The sequence below is a fragment of the Stenotrophomonas sp. STEN083 genome (assembly GCF_056759195.1).
The window spans coordinates 1-19138 of the sequence record NZ_JBRRCU010000024.1 but is presented as its reverse complement, the minus strand read 5'-3'; the positions used below and the strand labels follow the sequence as shown (position 1 = coordinate 19138).

The following is a 19138-nucleotide window of genomic DNA, read 5'->3' as shown; positions in this document are numbered from 1 at the left end:
GTGTCTACCCCCTCCAATATCTCGAGTGTCCCCATGAGCAATGAAGCCCGTCGTTTCCACGTAGCCGTTGTTGGCGCCACCGGCGCTGTCGGCCAGACCATGCTGTCCATCCTTGCCGAGCGCAATTTCCCGATCAGCAAGCTGACCCTGCTCGCCTCCGAGCGTTCGGCCGGCCAGCAGGTCGATTTTGAAGGCGACAAGATCACCATCCAGGATCTGGCCACCTTCGACCCGGCCGGCGTCGAGATCGCCCTGTTCTCGGCAGGTGGCGGTATTTCCAAGGAATTCGCGCCCAAGTTTGCCGCAGCCGGCGCGGTGGTGATCGATAACTCGTCGACCTTCCGTTACGACGACGACGTGCCGCTGGTGGTGTCCGAGGTCAACCCGGAAGCGGCGAAGAACCGCCCGCGCGGGATCATCGCCAACCCGAACTGCTCGACCATGCAGCTGATGCCGGTGCTGGCGCCGATCCACCGCGAGTACGGCATCGAGCGCATCAACATCGCCACCTACCAGTCGGTGTCTGGCGCTGGCCAGACCGGCATGGAAGAGCTGGGCAAGCAGACCGCACAGCTGCTGGGCTTCCAGGAGATCGAGCCGAAGAAGTTCCCGATGCAGATCGCCTTCAACCTGATCCCGCACATCGACGAATTCCTCGACAACGGCTTCACCAAGGAAGAAATGAAGCTGGTCTGGGAGACCCGCAAGATCCTCGGCGACGACAGCATCCTGGTGAACCCCACCGCAGTGCGTGTGCCGGTGTTCTACGGCCACTCCGAGGCGGTCAACATCGAGACGAAGAAGAAGATCACCACCGAGCAGGCCCGCGAGCTGCTGGCTACCGCGCCAGGCGTGAAGGTGGTGGACGAGCGCAAGGCTGGCGGCTATCCGACCCCGGTCACCCATGCCTCGGGCACCGATCCGGTCTATGTCGGCCGCATCCGTGAGGACATCTCGCACCCGCGTGGTTTGAACATGTGGGTGGTGGCCGACAACATCCGCAAGGGCGCCGCACTGAACGCCGTGCAGGTCGCCGAACTGGTCGCCAACGGCGGCTGATCCCCCCAACGACGCCGGCTTGATGCCGGCGTCGTTGCATATAGGCGGTACAGCGGTGTTCGAAAGGCGGGTCAGCCGTTATATTGGCCGCCATGAAACCAAGGGGCGGGGGCGCGATGCGCTCATTACAAGGTGTGCTGGTTCTCGGCCTGGCGCTGTTCAGTAGCACAGCAATGGCATTGGGGCTGGGCAATATCCGCGTCCTGTCCAAGCCGGGACAGCCCTTGCTGGCTGAAATACCGGTCATCACCAGTGATGCGAGCGAGCTCGACAACGCCAAGGCGGGGCTGGCATCTGCGGCCACCTTCGAACGCGTGGGCCTGGCTGCACCGACCGGGCTGGTAGGAGAACTGCAATTCCAGTTTGCGCAGGACCGTGACGGCCGAGCGGTGATCCGTGTCACCAGCGCTGCACCGGTGCAGGTGGCGTCGGTGGGCTTCCTGATCGAGGTCGATTGGGGCCAGGGCCGGCTGGTTCGCGAATACTCGGCGCTGGTGTCCGCGCCAGAAGTTGCAACCGCGGTGGCCGAACCGGTGATCGAAGCGCCGGCAGCAGCGCAGTCCAATCTGATTGTGCGTGAACCCGAGCCGCTGCCCGAGCTGCCGGTGCCTGCTGTGCCAGTAGCAACGCCTGCGCCGGCTCAGCCGGTTGCCGCGGTACCCGCAGCGCGCGCCGCAGCGGCGCAGGTGATGAGCGGCGAAGGCCAGCTTGCCACCGTGCAGCGTGGGCAGAGCCTGTCGCAGATTGCCCGCGAACTGTCGCGTGATAGCGGCGCGTCCTTGAACCAGACCATGGTTGCGCTGATGCGCGCCAACCCGGATGCCTTCATCCGCGGCAACATCAATCTGCTCAAGCAGGGCGCGGTGCTACGGACCCCGGCGCAGGAAGAGTTGGCGCGGGTGGATGCATCCGAAGCACACGCCATCGTTCGTGACCAGGCCGCACAGTGGCGGCAGGCGCGCGCGCCAATCCCGCAGCCGGCAGTAGCCGATGCAGCGGTGGCGCCAGCCAAGGCCGCTGCCCCGGTTGTGGCGAGCGCAGCCCCCAGCGGAGCTCGCTTGGAAATCGCCCCGGCCGTAGCCGGCGCACAACAGACTGCAGGAATGACGACCGGACTCGACGCCGGTGGCGAGGGTGACATGTTGGCCAACGAACAGCTGCAGCAAGCCAAGGAAGAGCTGGCAACGCGTGACGCGGAACTGCAGGAACTGCGTGATCGCGTCGGCGAACTCGAAAAGCTGCAGAAGCAGCAGCAATCGCTTATAGCAATGAAGGATTCGGACTTGGCTGCTGCCCAGCAACAGTTGGGTGAGGCGGCCAAGCGCGATGGCGCCGGTTCGCTCGGCTGGATCTGGCTTGGTTTGGCGCTGCTGGTGCTGGGTGCGCTGGGTTGGGTGCTGAGCCGCCGGCGCAAGCCGCTGCCGGCCGCCCCGCGAGCTGATTTCGCGCCGGGAGACCTGGCCGCAGCGATGCCAGTGATGGGCGCTGCTGCACAACAGTCGTCGCAGACAGCAGAAGTGGACGAGTTCGATCCGCAGGATGAGCTGGATGCCCAGCCGCTGCCTGTCGCTCCGGAAGTGCAACCTGAACCCTACGAAGAACCGATGCCGGCATGGCTTAAGACCAGTCCGCCGGCGCGTGTGGAGCCAGTGCTTCCGGTGGCTGCACCGGCGGTTGTACACAAGCCGGTGCTGCTGTTTGAGGCCTCGCGGCAGTTCGATGCTGTGGTCGAGCCTGTGCCTGCACAGCCCGAGCCGGCAGCGGCCGATGAGGCGGGTTGGCTGGCCGGTGACGTGGCTGCGGTTGCGCCGTTGACCCCGGCACCTGCTGGGCGTGAACGGCTGGAGTTGGCCATCGCCTACCTGGATCTGGGCGATGCCGAGACCGCGCGTACCCTGCTCAATGAAGTTGCTGCCAGCGCCGACCCGCAGGCACGCGGCGAAGCGCTGGAATTACTTGGCCGCATGGCCTGACGGAGAGTTGCAATGAAGCGCGAACGGCGGATTGACTACGTGGAATTCGCCTCGCGCGACCCTGCGGCGAGTCGTGTTTTTTTCGAGCAGGTATTCGGCTGGAGTTTTGAGGACTACGGCCCGGATTACACTGCTTTCGATGACGGCGAGCTGCAAGGTGGCTTTTTCCGTGGCGCGCCGGCCACGACCAGTGTAGGTGCGCCGTTGCTGGTGCTTTATGCCGCACAACTGGGCCCGCTGCTTGCCGAGATCGCAGCGCAGGGCGGTGAAGTGGTCAAACCGATCTTCACTTTTCCCGGTGGCCGTCGTTTCCAGTTCCTGGAGCCGGGCGGCAACGAACTGGCTGTGTGGTCCGAACGCGACAGTGACTGAGCTGCGCGCGGGTCCAGCGGCTCCAACAAGATCAGAGGTTCAATGATGCGCTATGCGCTGGGCGTGGAATACGACGGCAGCGAGTTCAAGGGCTGGCAACAGCTTGGCGAGCAAGGCTGTGCGAGTGTGCAAGCCACCTTGCAGGAGGCATTGTCCTCGGTCGCCAATGCGCCGATCAGTGTTGTGTGTGCAGGCCGTACCGATGCCGGCGTGCACGGTGAATGCCAGGTCGTGCACTTCGACAGCGATGTCGAACGTAGCCCGCGAGGCTGGGTATTGGGTACTACCACGCGGCTGCCGCCATCGATCTGCGTGCGCTGGTGTGTGCCGGTGGTTGATGAGTTCCATGCACGGTTTTCGGCCAAGGCGCGCCGCTATCGCTATCGCATCCTCAATCGTCAGGTACGGCCGGCACTGTACCGGCAGATCCTGAGCTGGGATCGGCGGCCGCTGGATGCAGATGCCATGCACCGCGCGGCGCAGGCCTTGCTGGGTGAAAACGACTTTGATGCGTTTCGTAGTTCGCAATGCCAAGCCTTGCATGCACGCCGTGAGCTGCAATCGATAGCGATTCATCGTCAGGGCGAAGTGGTGGAAGTCGAAGTCCAGGCCAATGCCTTCCTGCATCACATGGTGCGCAATATCGTCGGCTCGCTGATGATGGTGGGTGCCGGGGAAAAGCCTGAAAGCTGGATCGGGGAATTGCTGGCTGGCCGTGATCGCAATCTGGCAGGACCAACTGCGCCGCCGCAGGGCCTGGTGTTCGTCGGGCCGCTGTATCCTGAGCTCTGGAAGCTGCCGGACGAGGTGACACTGTGAGCCGTACGCTGTTTCGTACCCGCATCAAGTTCTGCGGCATGACCCGTGCCGGCGACATCCGCCTGGCCACGGAGCTTGGCGTGGATGCCATCGGCTTCATTTTCGCCAAGGGCAGCGCCCGCCGGGTTGCGCCATCCGAGGCACGGGCCATGCGCCAAGCCATCGCGCCGATGGTCGAAGTGGTTGCCTTGTTCCAGCAGAACAACCGCGAGGAAGTACGCGAGGTGCTGCGCGCGGTGCGGCCGACCCTGTTGCAGTTCCATGGCGACGAGGACGATGCGTTCTGCCGCAGCTTCAACATGCCGTACCTGAAGGCCATTGCGATGGGCGGACGCAGTGATGTCACCGCCCGCGGGCTGCAGCAGATGTATCCGCATGCCGCAGGTTTCCTGTTCGACAGTCACGTGGCCGGTGGCAGCGGCGGTACCGGTGTGGCGTTTGACTGGGCGCAGATTCCGCCCGGCGTGCACCGGCCATACCTGCTGGCCGGGGGCATTCGTCCGGAGAACGTGCATGACGCCATCCTTGCGACCCAGCCCTGGGGCGTTGATGTTTCCAGCGGCATCGAGGTGTCGCCGGGGATCAAGGACGGCTACAAGATGCGCCAGTTCGTCGAAGAAGTGCGGCGTGCCGACCTGCATGTCGAGCAGGACTGAATACGCTTGCTGGGTGTGACGGTATATTGCACGGGTGCTGCCCCGGCTGTCGCATTTTTGGGATCTCGCAGCAGGGCATGTGCAGGCTGATTCCCTTATGATGGTGTCCACGGCGACAAGCACGGATGCCTGCAGGAAGCGGATGTTGCTGTCACAGCTTGCAGGCTGAGGCAGCTCCCTAAGGGCAGCTGGGCGCCACAAGGAAAGTGTGCATGGCGGAGTTTCTGGAAGTTGCGCTGTCCTACCCGACGTTGCCTTACAGCGTCGTGTTCGCCTTTGCTGTCATCTACTGGTTGCTGGCCGCGACCGGTATCGTCGATGAAGGTGGCATTGGTAGCGGCGACGGCGCCGATTTTCATTCCCATGGCGGTGAACACGGAGCGACCGGCCTTGCCGCGATGTTCGCCCGGCTCGGCCTCGGTGGTGCACCGACCATGCTGGTGGTGTTGCTGCTGGCCTTTTTTGGCTGGACCATTACCTATCTGGTTCAACTCTTTTTCCTGCAGTCACTGCCGGCGCCCTTGCGCTGGGGTGTGGGCACGGTGGTGGCCATTGCCGCCCTGATTCCCGGTGCGGTGGTGTCGGCCTGGGTGCTGCGGCCAATCCGCCGACTGTTGCTCAAGCTGCGGCCGGTTGCCCAGGAATCGATCCTCGGTCGGCTTGCCCAGGTCACCTCGCCGGAAGTCACTGCCACGCAGGGCTATGCCAGCATGGACGACGGTGGCGCCGGTCTGATCCTGCATGTGCGTGTACGCGATGGCAGCCGCTTGGCGCGTGGCCAGCGGGTGCGGCTGGTGGAATACCTGCACGACAAGAATCACTACCTGGTGGTCGCTGATACCGACCTGCCAGGCTTGGACGTTTTCCCTTCTGATGTATCAGGCGACAAGGAGATCCACTGATGAGTACTGCTGCGCTGGCCCCTTTCATTATCGGGGTAGCTGCCCTGCTGGTGTTTTTCCTTGGTTTGGCGGGTCTGTTCAAAGCTTTCTATAAAAAGGTCGATCAGGGCACCGCGCTGATCGTCAATGACATGAGCGCGCAACCCAAGGTGCACTTCACCGGTGCCTTGATCATTCCGGTGCTGTATCGCGCCGAGCACATGAAGATCAGCCTGATCACCCTGCAGGTTGACCGCCGTGGCAAGGAAGGCCTGATCTGCCGCGACAACATGCGTGCCGACATCACCGTGGCGTTCTACCTGCGCGTCAACGAGACCCAGGCTGACGTGCTGCGTGTCGCCAAGGCCATCGGCGCTGATCGCGCCTCGGACAAGAACGCGGTGGATGATCTGTTCAATGCCAAGTTCTCCGAAGCCTTGAAGACCGTGGGCAAGAAGTTCGACTTCACCCAGCTGTTCGAGAAGCGCCAGGAATTCCGTGACGAAATCATCGCGGTGATCGGCAATGACTTGAACGGTTACGCGCTGGAAGACGTGGCCATCGATTACCTGGAGCAGACGCCGAAGTCGCTGCTCGACCCCAGCAACATCCTCGACGCCGAAGGCATCCGCAAGATCACCGAGCTGACCGCCGCGCAGAACGTGATCACCAATGAGCTGGCGCAGAACGAGCGCCTGGCCATCACCAAGAAGAATGTCGAGGCCAAGGAAGCCACGCTCGCGCTTGAGCGTCAGCAGGCTGAAGCCGAAGCGCGTCAGCGCCGCGAGGTGGACACCATCCGTGCCCGCGAAGAGGCTGAAACCCTGAAGGTGCAGGAGGAGCAGCGCCAGCTGTCCGAAAACGCCCGCATTGAAGCGCAACAGCTGATCGACATCCGCGACCAGAATCGCCTGCGCGAAGTGGAAGTGGCCGAACAGAACCGTCAGCGTGCGGTTGCGATCGAAGTCGAGCGCGTTGCACGTGCGCGCCAACTTGAGCAGGTCACCACTGACCGCGAAGTGCAGCTGCAGGGCGTGGAGCGTGACAAGGTGGTCGAGCAGGGCAAGATGGACGTGGCCAACATCACCCGCGAACGCATCTCCATCGACAAGACCGTGGCGCAGGAAGAAGAGCGCATCAAGGAAGTCCGCCAGGTGTCCGAGGCCGACCGCCTGAAGCAGGTCGCCATCCTCGAAGCCGAGGCGCAGGCGCAGGAAGCCATGCTCAAGCAGGTCAAGGAAGCCGAGGCCAGCGAAGCCGCGGCCAAGCACCGCGCGGTGGAGATCACCACGCTGGCGCAGGCCGAGTTCGACGCCGCAGGCAAGCAGGCCGAAGCCAAGAAGGCCTTGGCCGATGGTGTGCGCGCCGAGCGCGCTGCGCCCGGTCTGGCCGATGCCCAGGTCAAGGAAGCCGGTGCGCTGGCCATCGAAAAGGTCGGTATCGCCGAGGCCCGCGTGGTCGATGCAATGGCCGATGCCAACCTCAAGCAGGGCACGGCCGAAGCCAAGGTGCTGGCCGAACAGCTGGCCGCGCGTGCACAGGGCGAGGAACAGATGGGCCGCGCCAAGGCGACCGCAACCGAAACGCTGGGCTTGGCGGAAGCAACGGTCATCGAGAAGAAGCTGCTCGCCGAGGCGGACGGTTTGACCCGCAAGTTCCAGGCCATCGATTCGCTGGGCGATACCGCACGCGGCCACGAAGAGTTCCGCATGACCCTGGAAACCGGCCTGCGTCAGGCCCTGGCGGCGATCGACGCCGGCAAGGAAGTGACCAAGGAGAATGCCGAGGTCATCGCCAGTGCGCTGCGCAACGCCAAGATCGACATGGTCGGCGGCGACGGCGGCATGTTCGAGAACCTGGTCAAGGCGGTGTCGCTGGGCAAGTCGATCGAAGGCCTGACCGACAAGAGCCCGATCGTGCAGGACCTGATGCAGCGCTACCTCGGCGTCGACATGTCCGCGCGTGGCTTGCCGGCGCGGCGTATCGCCGACACGTCCGCAGCGGATTCGGACGCAGGCTGAGTGAAGGCATGCCCTGCGCGGTTGTACCGCGTGGGGCGTTGATGCGCTGCATGGCTGGAGCCAGTAGCACACGAGGATGAGGGCGTCAGGGATTCCGTCCCGAGGGCGGAATCTGCCGATGTCAGAGCAGGGAACAACCGATGGCCGATACAAATCTGGACGCCGCCACCACGCCGGAAGGCGGTTCCATCGCTGACCAGGCGGTGGCGCAGGGCGGTGCCTATGAAGTGCTGCGCAAACGCCTGAGCGATCAGGGTGCACGCCTGCGGCAGGTGGTGGAAGCGCTGAACCAGCGTCGCTTGCAGGAGTTCGGCGATAGCCGGATGGAAGTGATCGGGCGTTTCCGTATCCGCAGCGAGAACAACTGCGTTGGCCGCGATGTGGTGCAGGTCGGCGATGACCTGCTGTTGTTCGGCTACAACGTCTTCATCGGCTTGAAGACCCAGACCCGCATCGAAGACGTGTTTGGGCTCTATCGCCTGGTCGAAGGTGCCGAGGGCTACGACGTTACCCCGGTGGACCTGAAAAGCAGCTTCCTGTCGCAGGCCGGCTTCGTCCATGACTTCGGCGAGCTCTACGCGTACTACAAGAATGCGCGTCTGCTGCAGCTGATCGTGCGCGACGGCAAGTTGCTGGCCGCGTTCCAGATTGGTGAGCGCAGCACCGATGTGCGTGTATTCCGTTGGGCGATGGCGCCCAGCGGCGAACTGACCTATATCGATGCACGTGGCGAGCGCGATATCGCGCTGCCGCCGCCATTCGACTTCGAGTGGGTGCGTGCCGGTCGCGATATGTTGATCAGTGGCCGCTTCCCGCACCTGAACATCCTCGACACGATCTTCGTCGAGACCACCGGCGGTGACCTGACCATCAAGGTCGAGAACAACACCGAGACCGGGCAAGGCGTCTACAGCGAGCCGGTCGAGGACAGCACCCAGTCGGTGGACGATGCCACCATTGATTTCGCCAAGGTCGGCTCGCTGATCCTGCTGAAGATCCAGCCTTACCGCGAAGACACCTGGCGCGGCCTGATCTACAACACGCTGACCGGCAAGGTGGTGCGCAACGACGCCATCGTCCAGGCCTGTGTGCAGCTGCCTGATGACCATGGCGTCATCTTCCCCGGCGGCTATTACCTGCAAAGCGGCGAGCACAAGGCCTTCGACGCCTCGATGCAGGGCATGCGCTACAAGCGCTCGATCCGTTCGCCGAACGGCGAGGACATGCTGTACATCTTCTACGAGCGCGAAGCCGGCAAGTCGGCGCTGTTTGTCTACAACAGCATCCAGCGCGTGTTGCAGAACCCGGTGTTCGGCATGGGCTACGCCTTCATGCGCGATGGCCGCATGGTGTTGTTCAACGCCGAGAATGAGGAGCCTACCCGCGTCCACCCGATGCAGGTATGGCAGACCCCGTTCAGCAGTGATGAGTTTGCTGCGCATACGCCGACAGGCACCAGCTTCATGGCCCGCATCGGCAATGCCGAGCTGGTGCGCGGCATCTCCAATCTGCTGGATCTCGGGCGTGAGATCGACAGCCGCGAGGTGTCGCTGCCGCGCTACGAGCTGCTGACCCATAATGCGCGTCGCCTGTTTGATACCCACCATTGGCTGGATGACGCCAATTGCGACGGCGCGGCAACGCTGCTGCGCGAGATCAGCGCAACCGGCGAATCGATGCTCGACGAGTATGAAAAGGTCGAGAGCATCCGCAAGCAATCGGCGCAGGCAATGGCCGACGTCACCGCGGCGCACAAGACATTGCTTGGGCGCTTGCAGCCGCAGAACTGGGCGAAGATCGGCGAGTTCGTGGAATCGCTGGGCGACATCGGCAAGCTGCGTGGCCGCCTGCTGACCGTGCGCGACTTCCGCTACGTCGACGTTGCATCCATCGATGCGATGAATGTGTCACTGCAGGAGGCACATGATCGGGTTGGTGCAGCGGCCGGTGAGTTCCTCGGCAGCGACAAGGCATTGCAGCCCTTCGCTGATCGCCTGCAGGAGCTGGATGCCGCCGCGCAGGTAGCGCAGACCGCCAAGCAGCTCTCCGAGCAGATCGCGCAGATGCAGGTGATGTCGGGTGACCTGGACATGTTGTCCGAGCTGATGGCCAGCCTGAAGGTGGACGATGCCGCGCAGCGTACGCGCGTGGTCGAAGCCATCTCCGCCATCTACGCCAAGCTCAACCAGGCCCGTGCGCGTGCCGACCAGCGCCGCCGCTCGCTGGGCTCGGCCGAAGCCGTGGCTCAGTTCGGCGCACAGTTCTCCTTGTTCAGCCAGGCCATCACCAGCGCCTTGGGGCTGGCGACCGATCCGGAGCGTGCCGACGAGCAGTTGTCGCGCTTGATGGTGCAATTGGAGGAGCTGGAGAGCCAGTTCGGCGAACACGAGCAGTTCCTTGGCGACATCCTCAACAAGCGCGAGGAGCTGCTCGATACCTTCGAGTCGCACAAGCAGACCTTGTTGGATGCGCGCCAGCGCAAGGCGCAGTCGGTACTGGACGCAGCAAACCGCATCCTCGATGGCCTGGCAAAGCGTACCGAACGCTTCACCACCGTTGATGAGCTGAACGCTTTCTTCGCCGGTGACCCGTTGATCCTGAAGCTGCGCGAGCTGGCCGAGCGTCTGCGCGACTACAAGGACAGCGTCAAGGCCGACGATGTGGAGGCACGCCTCAAGGGCGTGCGTGACCAGGCGGTGCGTGCACTGCGTGATCGCAGCGACCTGTTCGAGGGCGGCGGCAACATCATCCGCCTGGGTCGGCACCGCTTCAGCGTCAATACCCAGCCGCTGGACCTCACCATCCTGCCACGCGGCGATGGACTGGCCGTGCATCTGACCGGCACCGATTACTACGAAGCCATTGTTGACCCGGAGTTGGAAGAGCTGCGCGATTACTGGCCGGTAACGCTGGATTCTGAATCGCCAACACTCTATCGCGGTGAGTACCTGGCAGGTTTGCTGCTGGATGCGGCCATCAATGGACGCGACGGCTTGAGCATCGACTTGTTGTTGCGCGAAGCCGCACAGGCCGACGCGCTGGCCAAGCGGGTGCGCGACTTCGCTGCGCCGCGTTACCGCGAAGGTTACGAGAAGGGCATCCACGATCACGATGCCACGCTGATATTGCAGGCGATGCTGCCGCTGTACCAGGCGGCAGGTTCGCTGGTGCATGCAGCCGGTCCGCGTGCACTTGCCTTGCTGTTCTGGGCGCGCGAGGGCAAGCGTGAAGAAGTCAGTCAGTGGCTGGAACGTGCAGCTGGTGCGTTCGCCATCGCCAAGCTGTTCAATGTGCGAGACGGGCTCGAAGCCTTGCGCGCGGAGATCGCGTTGGCATTGGCGGCCTTCCAGGAAGAGCACGGCTTGCCGTTCGATAGCGGTGTTCCGGTGTTGGCTGCCGGGTATCTGTTGGCCGAACTGGCGAACGGCGAGCCGAACTTCGCCTTCAGTGGTTACGCACGCCAGCTGCTTACCGGCCTGCGCGAGCAGCTGCAGGCCGCCGGCCAGGCTGATGCATTCGATCGCAGCCTGCAGCGCTTGAATACGCGTCTTGCCCTGCAATGGGCACAGGCGGTGCAATGGTTGCAGGCCATGTGCGGGCAGCCGAAGTTTGCCGCCATGGCGGGTTACGTGCCGGAAGCTGCTGCGATGCTGCTGGGTGAGCGTGCCCTGCGCAGCCAGGTGCGCGAGGTGACCTTGATCGCCGATATCGGTGGCCTGCTCGGTGAACACGCGCGCATCGCCCAAGGCCACCTGCAGTTGGCGGTGGATGATTTCCTGCAGCGCTGGCAGTCACATCGCCGCCAGTTCCAGCCCGGCTTCGAGCGTTACCAGGCGCTGCGTCATCGCATCAGTTCGCGTGAGCGTGACTCGCTGCGCCTGAGCGAGTTCCAGGCGCGGCCGCTGAGCTCGTTCGTTCGCAACAAGCTGATCAATGACGTCTACCTGCCCATCATCGGTGACAACCTCGCCAAGCAGATGGGCACGGTGGGTGAGAACAAGCGCAGCGACCTGATGGGCCTGCTGATGATGATCAGCCCGCCCGGTTACGGCAAAACCACATTGATGGAATACGTGGCCAACCGGCTCGGCCTGGTCTTCATGAAGATCAATGGCCCGGCCCTGGGCCACGAAGTGCGCTCGCTGGACCCGGAGCAGGCACCGGATGCCACCTCACGGCAGGAGCTGCACAAGCTCAACCTGGCGTTGGAGATGGGCAACAACACCATGCTGTATGTCGACGACATCCAGCACACCCATCCGGAGTTCCTGCAGAAATTTATTTCCCTGTGTGACGGCACCCGTCGCATCGAGGGCGTGTGGAAGGGCCGCACCAAGACCTATGACCTGCGCGGCAAAAAATTCTGCGTGGTGATGGCCGGCAACCCTTACACCGAGTCCGGTGAAGTGTTCAAGGTGCCGGACATGCTGGCCAACCGGGCCGACATCTACAACTTGGGTGATGTGCTCGGCGGCATGGAAGAGGCCTTCAAGCTCAGCTACATCGAGAACAGCCTGACCTCCAGCCAGGTATTGGCGCCGATGGCCACCCGTGACCTGGCCGACCTCTACCTGCTGGTCGACAAGGCTGGCGGCAAGGAGGTGTCGACCAATGCGCTCAGCCACGCTTACAGCGGTGCGGAGATCAACGAGATCGTCGCCACCCTGCAGCGACTGATGCAGGTGCGCGAGGTGGTGTACCGGGTCAACCAGCAATACATCGCCAGTGCCGCGCAGGCTGACAAGTACCGAGTCGAGCCGCCGTTCCGGCTGCAGGGCAGCTACCGCAACATGAACAAGCTGTCGGAGAAGATTTCGCCGGTGATGAATGCAGCCGAGCTGCAGCAGTTGGTGACCGATCACTACCTCGGTGAATCGCAACTGCTGACCAGTGGCTCCGAGGAAAACCTGCTCAAGCTGGGTGAACTACGCGAGGTGTTGGATGCGACGCAGCTGGCGCGCTGGGAACAGATCAAGCGCGACTTCATGCGTGACAAGGCGATGGGCGGCGACGATGCCGATACTGGCGCGCGCATGGTCGCGCAGTTGGCCGATATCGCCAGCGGCTTGCAGGGTTTGCGTGCTGAAGAGCCCGCACCGGTTGCGCCGGTTGCAGCACAGGTTGAAGCGCCGTGGGAGCAGATCGTGACGCTGTTGCAGGCGGTTGCCGAGCGTCCTGCGGCCGTGGTCGCAGCGCCGCCTGCTGCAGTAACCGCACCTGCAGCACCAACGCAGGATCTGACCCCGCTGTTGCAGGTGCTGGCCGCTGCACAGCAGCGGCAGGGCGAGGTCGGCGATGCCTTGGCCGGCCTGGCCTCACAGTTGCAGGATTGGCTGTCCAAGGACGGCGGTGCGGGCAGCAAGCCGGCACCGCGCGTGCGGCGCGCACGCACGCCGGAAGAGAAGGCATTGGACGAAGCGCTGATGCGGCATTTCTACGGCGGCAGTGTGGTGGTGCCGGGGCAGCAGGGCAGTCGTGGCAATGAAGCGCCGGACGATGCCTGAAGTGACGCCGCCATTGTTGCCGCTGCCTGCGCCGCCAGCGCTGCAGGCCGATGACGCGCTGGCAGTGGCCAGCTATGGCGCGGAACTGTTGGTCGCGATCGAGCAGCTGCTGGGTACGCCTCAGACCGGAATGGCAGCGGCTCGGCTGGTCGCGGAGATGGACAACATTCGCCAGGCGATGTCGGCAGCCGATGGGCGCCAGATCCGCCATTCGGTGGGATTGCTGGGGCGGTTGTTGGGTCGCGATATCGAGGCGCAGGCGCGGGCCGAGCAGCTGGCGGCCCAGCTCGATGTCTGTTTGTTACGTGCCGACGACTGCGTACTGGTTTTGCAGCAGGAGCTTGGCCAGCATCTGCAGCAGGTCGCGCGGGTGCAGATGGCAGTTGCAGCCATCGATGATTGGGCTGCTGCCGGCGAGGCGATACCGCCGCCTGCCGAGGTGGTGGCGCGGGCCACGCTGCAGCGACGCCTGCAACATCTGCGTGGACTAGCCCGGCTGCGGCAGTCCGAGGTCGAACAGCTACGCCTGCTGCATGCCCAGGGCGTAGAGCTGGTCGAGCGTTTCCAGCGCATCCGCGACGTGTTGTTGCCGCTTTGGCGGCAGCAAAGCCTGGCTGCGCGCGCCGCCGACAAGCAGGCACAACTGGAACAGGCCGCCCAGGCGCAGGCCCGGATTCTGGACGAGGTGACGGCGATGCAGGCTAGACTGCGCTGAGAACCATTCTGCACATGATTGCTCGCGCGCCGCATGGCGCCACTTGCTCAAGGAGAACTGCTGATGACCCAGGACACATTGCCGCTGCCGGCCGGCCCTTCCGCCGATGTTGATGGCACCATGCTGGTCGCCTTGGGCTTAAGCGAAGCGGACCGTCCACAGATCGCGCAGATCGTGCGTACGTTGGACGACATCAGCCCGGGTAATCTGCACGTGTTCGGCCGCGAGGCAGCGGGCAAGAGTGCGGCCTTCTCCAGTCAGTTGCTGGATCATGTGCGCAACCGTGACCTGGATGCCTCGGGCGAAAAGCTGGGTGAAGTGGTACGCATTGCCCGCTCGCTGAAGCTCGATGGTTTGAACGAGCGTTCCAAAGTGCCGGTGATCGGTGGCCTGATCGACCGCATGCGCGCCTCCAAGGGCGAGCTGGTGCAGAAGTTCAGCGATACCAACCAGCAGATCGAGAGCCTACTGCGTGATGTCGGCACCCAGCAGGCACAGATGGGCCAGCGTGTCGGTGAGTTCGACCGCATGCATGCCATCGTTCGCGACGAGCGGCAGAGCCTTGGCCTGCACATCGCGGCGGGCAAACAGCGCCTGGCCGAGCTCAACAACGAGTTGCAAGCGCTGGTCGGCCTGGAAGATCCGCAATCACGCATTCGTCGTGGCGAGATCGATAACGCGATCCGCCTGCTCGACAAACGTGTAGGTGATTTGACCGTCATGCAGCATGCGGCCGATCAGTCGCTGCCGATGATCCGTCTGATCCAGGCCAATGCGATCCAGCTGATCGAGAAATTCAACGCCGTACGCGACATCACCATCCCGTCGTGGAAGCGCCAGTTCGCCATCCAGCTGTCGCTGGGCGAGCAGAAGAACGCGGTGGATCTGTCCAATGCCATCGACGACGCCACCAATGAGCTGATGCGCCGCAATGCTGATTTGATGCGACAGACATCAGTGGAAACGGCCAAGGCCAATCAGCGTGCGGTGATCGATGTGGCGACCCTGCGCCATGTGCACGAGCAGCTGATTGCCACCGTCGAAGAGGTGCGCAGCATCCATCGCGAAGGCATGCAGCAGCGTCAGCAGGCGGAAGTCGAGTTGGCGCGCCTGCGTGAGGACGTGCAGCAGCGGCTGGCACAGCCGACGCAAGGAAGTTGAAGTTAGGAGCAGCACAGTGGGCAGTTGTGGGAGCGGCGTAAGCCGCGAAGCCACAGGTGCATCAGGTGCCAGCGCCGTTGCTCCCTCCCTTTTGCGTAGCAAAGGGGAGGGTTGGGGAGGGGTAAGCTCTGAGGCCTTTCAAGCATTGCCAGCTTCGCGGCTGACCCCGCTCCCACAATGGCTAAGAGCACCTACAAAAGCTGCTTGCGCAGCCATTCCGCCAGTGCGGCCACCCGCGGGTCCTGCTGATCACCAGCAGTGCACAACGCCCAGCAGCCTTCAGTATCGACAAACCCCCACGGTGCGATCAGGCGGCCGTTGACCAGGTCATCCGCGACCAAGGGCTCCGGCGCAATAGCGATGCCCAATCCCGCAACAGCTGCTTCCAGCATGTAATACAGATGCTCCAGCTCAGTCCCGTAGCTGAGTTCACCCGCATCGATCCCACTGCGTGCAGCCCAGGTCGGCCAGGCCTGTGGCCGTGAGCGCGTATGCAACAGCGTGTGGCCTAGCACGGCATCGATCGGCTGCCGAGCCAGTACATGCGCGCCATGCATTGAAGGGCTGAACACCGGGCCGATCCGCTCGGGCGCCAGCGCATGCACCTGCCAGCCGGCCGGCCAAGGCGCCTGGCCGAGCATCAGTGCCGCATCCAGCCCATCCAGACGCGGGGCGAAATCGCCATCCTGTGCTGCCAGGTGCAGGGTCAGGCCGGGCAGGTCGCGTTGCAGGTCCTGCAGGCGCGGGATCATCCAGCGCGCCAGCAGGCTGCCGGGGCAGCCGAGTACGAAGGCGTCATTGCGCTGCGGTCGACGCAGCGAGGAAATGCAGTCGCGCAGCTGCGAGAACGCGCCGGAAGTCGCCTCCAGCAGCCGATGGCCAGCCGCGTTGGGGCGGATGCCGCGTCCGTCGCGTTCAAACAGGACGAATCCCAGCTCTTCCTCCAGCGCCCGCAGTTGCCGGCTCACCGCTCCGTGAGTGACATGCAGCTCGGCTGCGGCCTGGCTGACGCTGCGCAGGCGTGCGGCGGCCTCGAAGGCGCGCAAGGCATTGAGCGAAGGCAGGGATTGACTGATCTTCATGTGAGTTTTTCTAACATGTAGTGGCTAAATTATCCATTTTTATGTCATCAGCCCTGCGTTAGAGTGCGTGCCTGTTCCTTGTAGCCGTGACGTCATGACTGATCAGTCGATCTCCGATTTCCACGCCTTCCCTGATGCGCGTGGGCACTTTGGCCGCTTTGGTGGCAGCTTCGTTGCCGAAACTCTGGTCGGGCCTCTGCAGGAACTGGCAGCCGCCTACGATCAGGCGCGGGTCGATCCGTCCTTTATTGCCGCCTACGACAAGGACCTGAAGCATTACGTAGGCCGGCCCAGCCCGATTTACCACGCTGAGCGCCTGAGCAAGGACGTCGGCGGGGCGCAGATCCTGCTCAAGCGCGAGGACCTGAATCACACCGGCGCGCACAAGGTGAACAACACCATCGGCCAGGCCTTGCTGGCTGCGCGCATGGGCAAGACCCGCATCATCGCCGAGACCGGTGCCGGCCAGCACGGTGTGGCCTCAGCCACGGTGGCTGCGCGGTTGGGCATCGAATGCGTGGTGTACATGGGCGCCACCGATATCGAGCGGCAGAAAATCAACGTCTACCGGATGAAGCTGCTCGGTGCCACCGTGGTGCCGGTCAGCAGCGGTTCGGCCACGCTCAAGGACGCGCTCAACGAAGCGATGCGCGACTGGGTCACCAATGTGCGCGATACCTTCTACATCATCGGTACTGTCGCTGGCCCGGACCCGTATCCGCGCATGGTGCGTGACTTCAACGCCATCGTTGGCCGCGAGGCGCGTGCGCAGATGCTTGAAGACTATGGCCGTCTGCCTGATGCGATCACCGCTTGCGTCGGTGGTGGCTCCAATGCGATCGGCCTGTTCCATGCCTTCCTCAACGACCGCGAGGTCAAGATCTACGGTGCCGAAGCTGCCGGCGACGGTATCCATACCGGTCGCCACGCCGCCTCGATCTCGGCCGGTCGCCCGGGCGTGCTGCACGGCAATCGCACTTATGTGTTGTGCGATGACGATGGCCAGATCACCGAAACCCATTCGATCTCGGCCGGTCTGGATTACCCCGGCGTTGGCCCCGAGCATTCTTTCCTGTCCGATACCGGTCGCGCACAGTACGTGGGCATTACCGATGAGGAGGCGCTGGCCGCCTTCCATCGCCTGACCCGCATCGAAGGCATCCTGCCGGCGCTGGAATCCAGCCATGCGGTCGCCCATGCGATCAAGCTGGCGCGTGAGTTGCCCAAGGACGCGCTGGTGCTGTGCAATCTGTCCGGCCGTGGCGACAAGGACGTGCATACCATCGCCGCGCGCGAAGGCTTGGTGCTGTGATGGTCGACTTCGCGCGCCCCCGTTCGCTGCGCACGCCCTTGCTGCTGGGCCTGATTGCGGCCTTGGCCGCATGTGCGCCGTCAGCCCCCGCGCCGGAACCTGCTGCAGCTCCGCCGGCGGCTGTTGCGCCCGCGGCAGCAAAGCCGTCCCAGGCACCCGCCCCGGCAGGGAGTCCCGCTACCAGTGCCGCGGCCAGCCTGGCTCAGTTGGGTGAGCTGCGCATCGGTGCACCGTTCGGCAAGGCACCGGGCGACAAGGCGTTCGTCTCGCACGGCATGCGCGAGGCGATGGAAGGTGACTGTGAGTACTACGACAAGGGCTCCTTGCCCGAGAACATGTCGATGATGGTGATCGCCGATCGCATCGTGCGCTTCGAGGTGAATACACCCTTCGAACCTGGCCAGGAGGTCCCCGCCCCGGCGCCCGGTGCCGAGGTGACGCCGTTCAATCTGTGGGTGGGAATGACAGTCACCCAGGCCAAGCAGCATCTGCCGGCGGGCGTGGTCACCAGCCCGCATGCCTATAACGCGCCGAACGGCGACTACCTGACCTGGACCGACAAGGCAGCCAAGCTGGCCCTGCGCCTGGAAACACTCGACGGCCTGATCACCTCCATTTATTGGGGCCAGCCCGATGCGGTCGAACTGATTGAAGGATGTGCCTGAGATGGCTGTTACCCGAATTGACGAATGCTTTGTCCGCCTGCGTGCCTCCGGCCGTAAGGCGCTGATTCCTTTCATCACCGCCGGCGATCCTTCGTTGGGGGCGACTGTGCCGGTGATGCATGCGCTGGTAGAGGCCGGTGCCGACGTGATTGAGCTGGGCGTGCCGTTCTCCGACCCGATGGCCGACGGCCCGACCATCCAGCGCAGCTCCGAGCGTGCCTTGGCGCGCGGGGCAGGGCGGCAGTATGTGCTGGATACCGTGGCGCAGTTCCGCCAGGCCGACGCGACCACCCCGGTGGTGTTGATGGGCTATCTCAACCCGGTCGAGATCCGTGGTTATGCGCGCTATGCCGAAGAGGCGGTGGCGGCAGGCGTGGACGGCATTCTGCTGGTGGATCTGCCGCCGGAAGAGGCAGATGAGCCGCGTGCCGCATTCGCCGAAGCCGGGCTGGCTTTGATTCTGCTGGCTTCGCCGACCAGCAGCGACGCGCGCCTGGACAGCCTGTGCCAGGCCGCGCAAGGCTACCTGTACTACGTCAGTTTCGCTGGCGTGACCGGTGCCTCCGAACGCCTGGACAGTTCCGCGGCCGGTGAGCGCCTGCGCTTGCTGCGCAGCCGTTCCAGCGCGCCGGTGGTGGCGGGCTTCGGCATCAAGGATGCGGCCAGCGCGGCGGCAATGGCGGTGGATGCCGATGGGGTGGTGGTTGGTAGTGCGCTGGTCTCGGTGATAAGTGAGACGGCGGATCCTGTGGCTGCGGCTGCCGGCTTCCTGAAGCCCTTGCGCGAAGCGCTGGATCGCTGAACGGAGTGACCTGTAGTGCCGAGCCATGCTCGGGCGGGGGGGTTACCGGGTAAGGCTGTTTCCGCGCAAGGTGCGGCACAACAACCGCGCCAAACAAACCTACCCTTTTGGGTTGA

14 protein-coding genes are annotated in these 19138 nt (G+C 63.9%); 13 read left to right on the top strand and 1 reads right to left on the bottom strand.

Annotation, left to right across the window (positions count from 1 at the left end):
- Positions 1 to 33: 33 nt before the first annotated feature.
- From ACVOK8_RS09410 to ACVOK8_RS09365, 10 genes are all read left to right on the top strand, one after another.
- A complete protein-coding gene (locus ACVOK8_RS09410) occupies positions 34 to 1059 on the top strand; it encodes an aspartate-semialdehyde dehydrogenase (protein WP_481566568.1) in 1026 nt (341 codons plus the stop codon).
- Positions 1060 to 1175: 116 nt separating this feature from the next.
- Positions 1176 to 3032, top strand: coding sequence for a type IV pilus assembly protein FimV (locus ACVOK8_RS09405; RefSeq protein ID WP_481566567.1), 1857 nt, complete (start codon positions 1176 to 1178; stop codon positions 3030 to 3032).
- Positions 3033 to 3044: 12 nt separating this feature from the next.
- Complete coding sequence (locus tag ACVOK8_RS09400; RefSeq protein ID WP_481566566.1) at positions 3045 to 3404, top strand: VOC family protein; 360 nt, start codon at positions 3045 to 3047, stop codon at positions 3402 to 3404.
- Positions 3405 to 3449: 45 nt separating this feature from the next.
- Positions 3450 to 4223 carry a tRNA pseudouridine(38-40) synthase TruA gene (truA, locus tag ACVOK8_RS09395; RefSeq protein ID WP_481566590.1) on the top strand — a complete coding sequence of 258 codons (774 nt, stop codon included), beginning with the start codon at positions 3450 to 3452 and terminating at the stop codon, positions 4221 to 4223.
- A complete protein-coding gene (locus ACVOK8_RS09390) occupies positions 4220 to 4879 on the top strand; it encodes a phosphoribosylanthranilate isomerase (RefSeq protein ID WP_481566565.1) in 660 nt (219 codons plus the stop codon). The genes truA and ACVOK8_RS09390 overlap by 4 nt, the downstream gene beginning before the upstream one ends.
- Before the next feature lie 212 nt (positions 4880 to 5091).
- Positions 5092 to 5781 carry a hypothetical protein gene (locus ACVOK8_RS09385; protein ID WP_481566564.1) on the top strand — a complete coding sequence of 230 codons (690 nt, stop codon included), beginning with the start codon at positions 5092 to 5094 and terminating at the stop codon, positions 5779 to 5781.
- Positions 5781 to 7781: a flotillin family protein gene (locus ACVOK8_RS09380; RefSeq protein WP_481554557.1), complete on the top strand. Its 2001-nt coding sequence runs from the start codon at positions 5781 to 5783 to the stop codon at positions 7779 to 7781. Before ACVOK8_RS09385 ends, ACVOK8_RS09380 begins: the two co-directional genes overlap by 1 nt.
- 140 nt (positions 7782 to 7921) lie before the next feature.
- The gene (locus tag ACVOK8_RS09375) at positions 7922 to 13285 is read left to right on the top strand and encodes a DNA repair ATPase (RefSeq protein ID WP_481566563.1); all 5364 of its coding nucleotides are present in this window, start codon (positions 7922 to 7924) and stop codon (positions 13283 to 13285) included.
- Complete coding sequence (locus ACVOK8_RS09370) at positions 13263 to 14000, top strand: hypothetical protein (RefSeq protein ID WP_481566562.1); 738 nt, start codon at positions 13263 to 13265, stop codon at positions 13998 to 14000. The genes ACVOK8_RS09375 and ACVOK8_RS09370 overlap by 23 nt, the downstream gene beginning before the upstream one ends.
- Before the next feature lie 63 nt (positions 14001 to 14063).
- Positions 14064 to 15161, top strand: a complete 1098-nt coding sequence (locus tag ACVOK8_RS09365) for a toxic anion resistance protein (RefSeq protein WP_481566561.1) — start codon at positions 14064 to 14066, stop codon at positions 15159 to 15161.
- 191 nt (positions 15162 to 15352) lie between these two features.
- Here ACVOK8_RS09365 and ACVOK8_RS09360 read toward each other — a convergent pair whose 3' ends face one another.
- Complete coding sequence (locus ACVOK8_RS09360; RefSeq protein ID WP_481566560.1) at positions 15353 to 16243, bottom strand: LysR family transcriptional regulator; 891 nt, start codon at positions 16241 to 16243, stop codon at positions 15353 to 15355.
- Between the two features lie 94 nt (positions 16244 to 16337).
- Here ACVOK8_RS09360 and trpB point away from each other — a divergent pair, with 94 nt between their 5' ends.
- From trpB to trpA, 3 genes are read left to right on the top strand one after another with little or no spacing between them, the layout of a single operon-like run.
- A complete protein-coding gene (gene trpB / locus ACVOK8_RS09355; RefSeq protein WP_481566559.1) occupies positions 16338 to 17555 on the top strand; it encodes a tryptophan synthase subunit beta in 1218 nt (405 codons plus the stop codon).
- A complete protein-coding gene (locus ACVOK8_RS09350) occupies positions 17555 to 18220 on the top strand; it encodes a hypothetical protein (RefSeq protein ID WP_481566558.1) in 666 nt (221 codons plus the stop codon). Before trpB ends, ACVOK8_RS09350 begins: the two co-directional genes overlap by 1 nt.
- Before the next feature lies 1 nt (position 18221).
- Positions 18222 to 19022: a tryptophan synthase subunit alpha gene (gene trpA / locus ACVOK8_RS09345; RefSeq protein WP_481566557.1), complete on the top strand. Its 801-nt coding sequence runs from the start codon at positions 18222 to 18224 to the stop codon at positions 19020 to 19022.
- Positions 19023 to 19138 lie beyond the last annotated feature (116 nt).

Bases quoted from the DNA above. Each gene is read 5' to 3' on its own strand.
- ACVOK8_RS09410 (WP_481566568.1), top strand. From the start codon at position 34: ATGAGCAATGAAGCCCGTCGTTTCCACGTAGCCGTTGTTGGCGCCACC.
- ACVOK8_RS09405 (WP_481566567.1), top strand. From the start codon at position 1,176: ATGCGCTCATTACAAGGTGTGCTGGTTCTCGGCCTGGCGCTGTTCAGT.
- ACVOK8_RS09400 (WP_481566566.1), top strand. From the start codon at position 3,045: ATGAAGCGCGAACGGCGGATTGACTACGTGGAATTCGCCTCGCGCGAC.
- truA (WP_481566590.1), top strand. From the start codon at position 3,450: ATGCGCTATGCGCTGGGCGTGGAATACGACGGCAGCGAGTTCAAGGGC.
- ACVOK8_RS09385 (WP_481566564.1), top strand. From the start codon at position 5,092: ATGGCGGAGTTTCTGGAAGTTGCGCTGTCCTACCCGACGTTGCCTTAC.
- ACVOK8_RS09380 (WP_481554557.1), top strand. From the start codon at position 5,781: ATGAGTACTGCTGCGCTGGCCCCTTTCATTATCGGGGTAGCTGCCCTG.
- ACVOK8_RS09375 (WP_481566563.1), top strand. From the start codon at position 7,922: ATGGCCGATACAAATCTGGACGCCGCCACCACGCCGGAAGGCGGTTCC.
- ACVOK8_RS09370 (WP_481566562.1), top strand. From the start codon at position 13,263: ATGAAGCGCCGGACGATGCCTGAAGTGACGCCGCCATTGTTGCCGCTG.
- ACVOK8_RS09365 (WP_481566561.1), top strand. From the start codon at position 14,064: ATGACCCAGGACACATTGCCGCTGCCGGCCGGCCCTTCCGCCGATGTT.
- ACVOK8_RS09360 (WP_481566560.1), bottom strand. From the start codon at position 16,243: ATGAAGATCAGTCAATCCCTGCCTTCGCTCAATGCCTTGCGCGCCTTC.
- trpB (WP_481566559.1), top strand. From the start codon at position 16,338: ATGACTGATCAGTCGATCTCCGATTTCCACGCCTTCCCTGATGCGCGT.
- ACVOK8_RS09350 (WP_481566558.1), top strand. From the start codon at position 17,555: ATGGTCGACTTCGCGCGCCCCCGTTCGCTGCGCACGCCCTTGCTGCTG.
- trpA (WP_481566557.1), top strand. From the start codon at position 18,222: ATGGCTGTTACCCGAATTGACGAATGCTTTGTCCGCCTGCGTGCCTCC.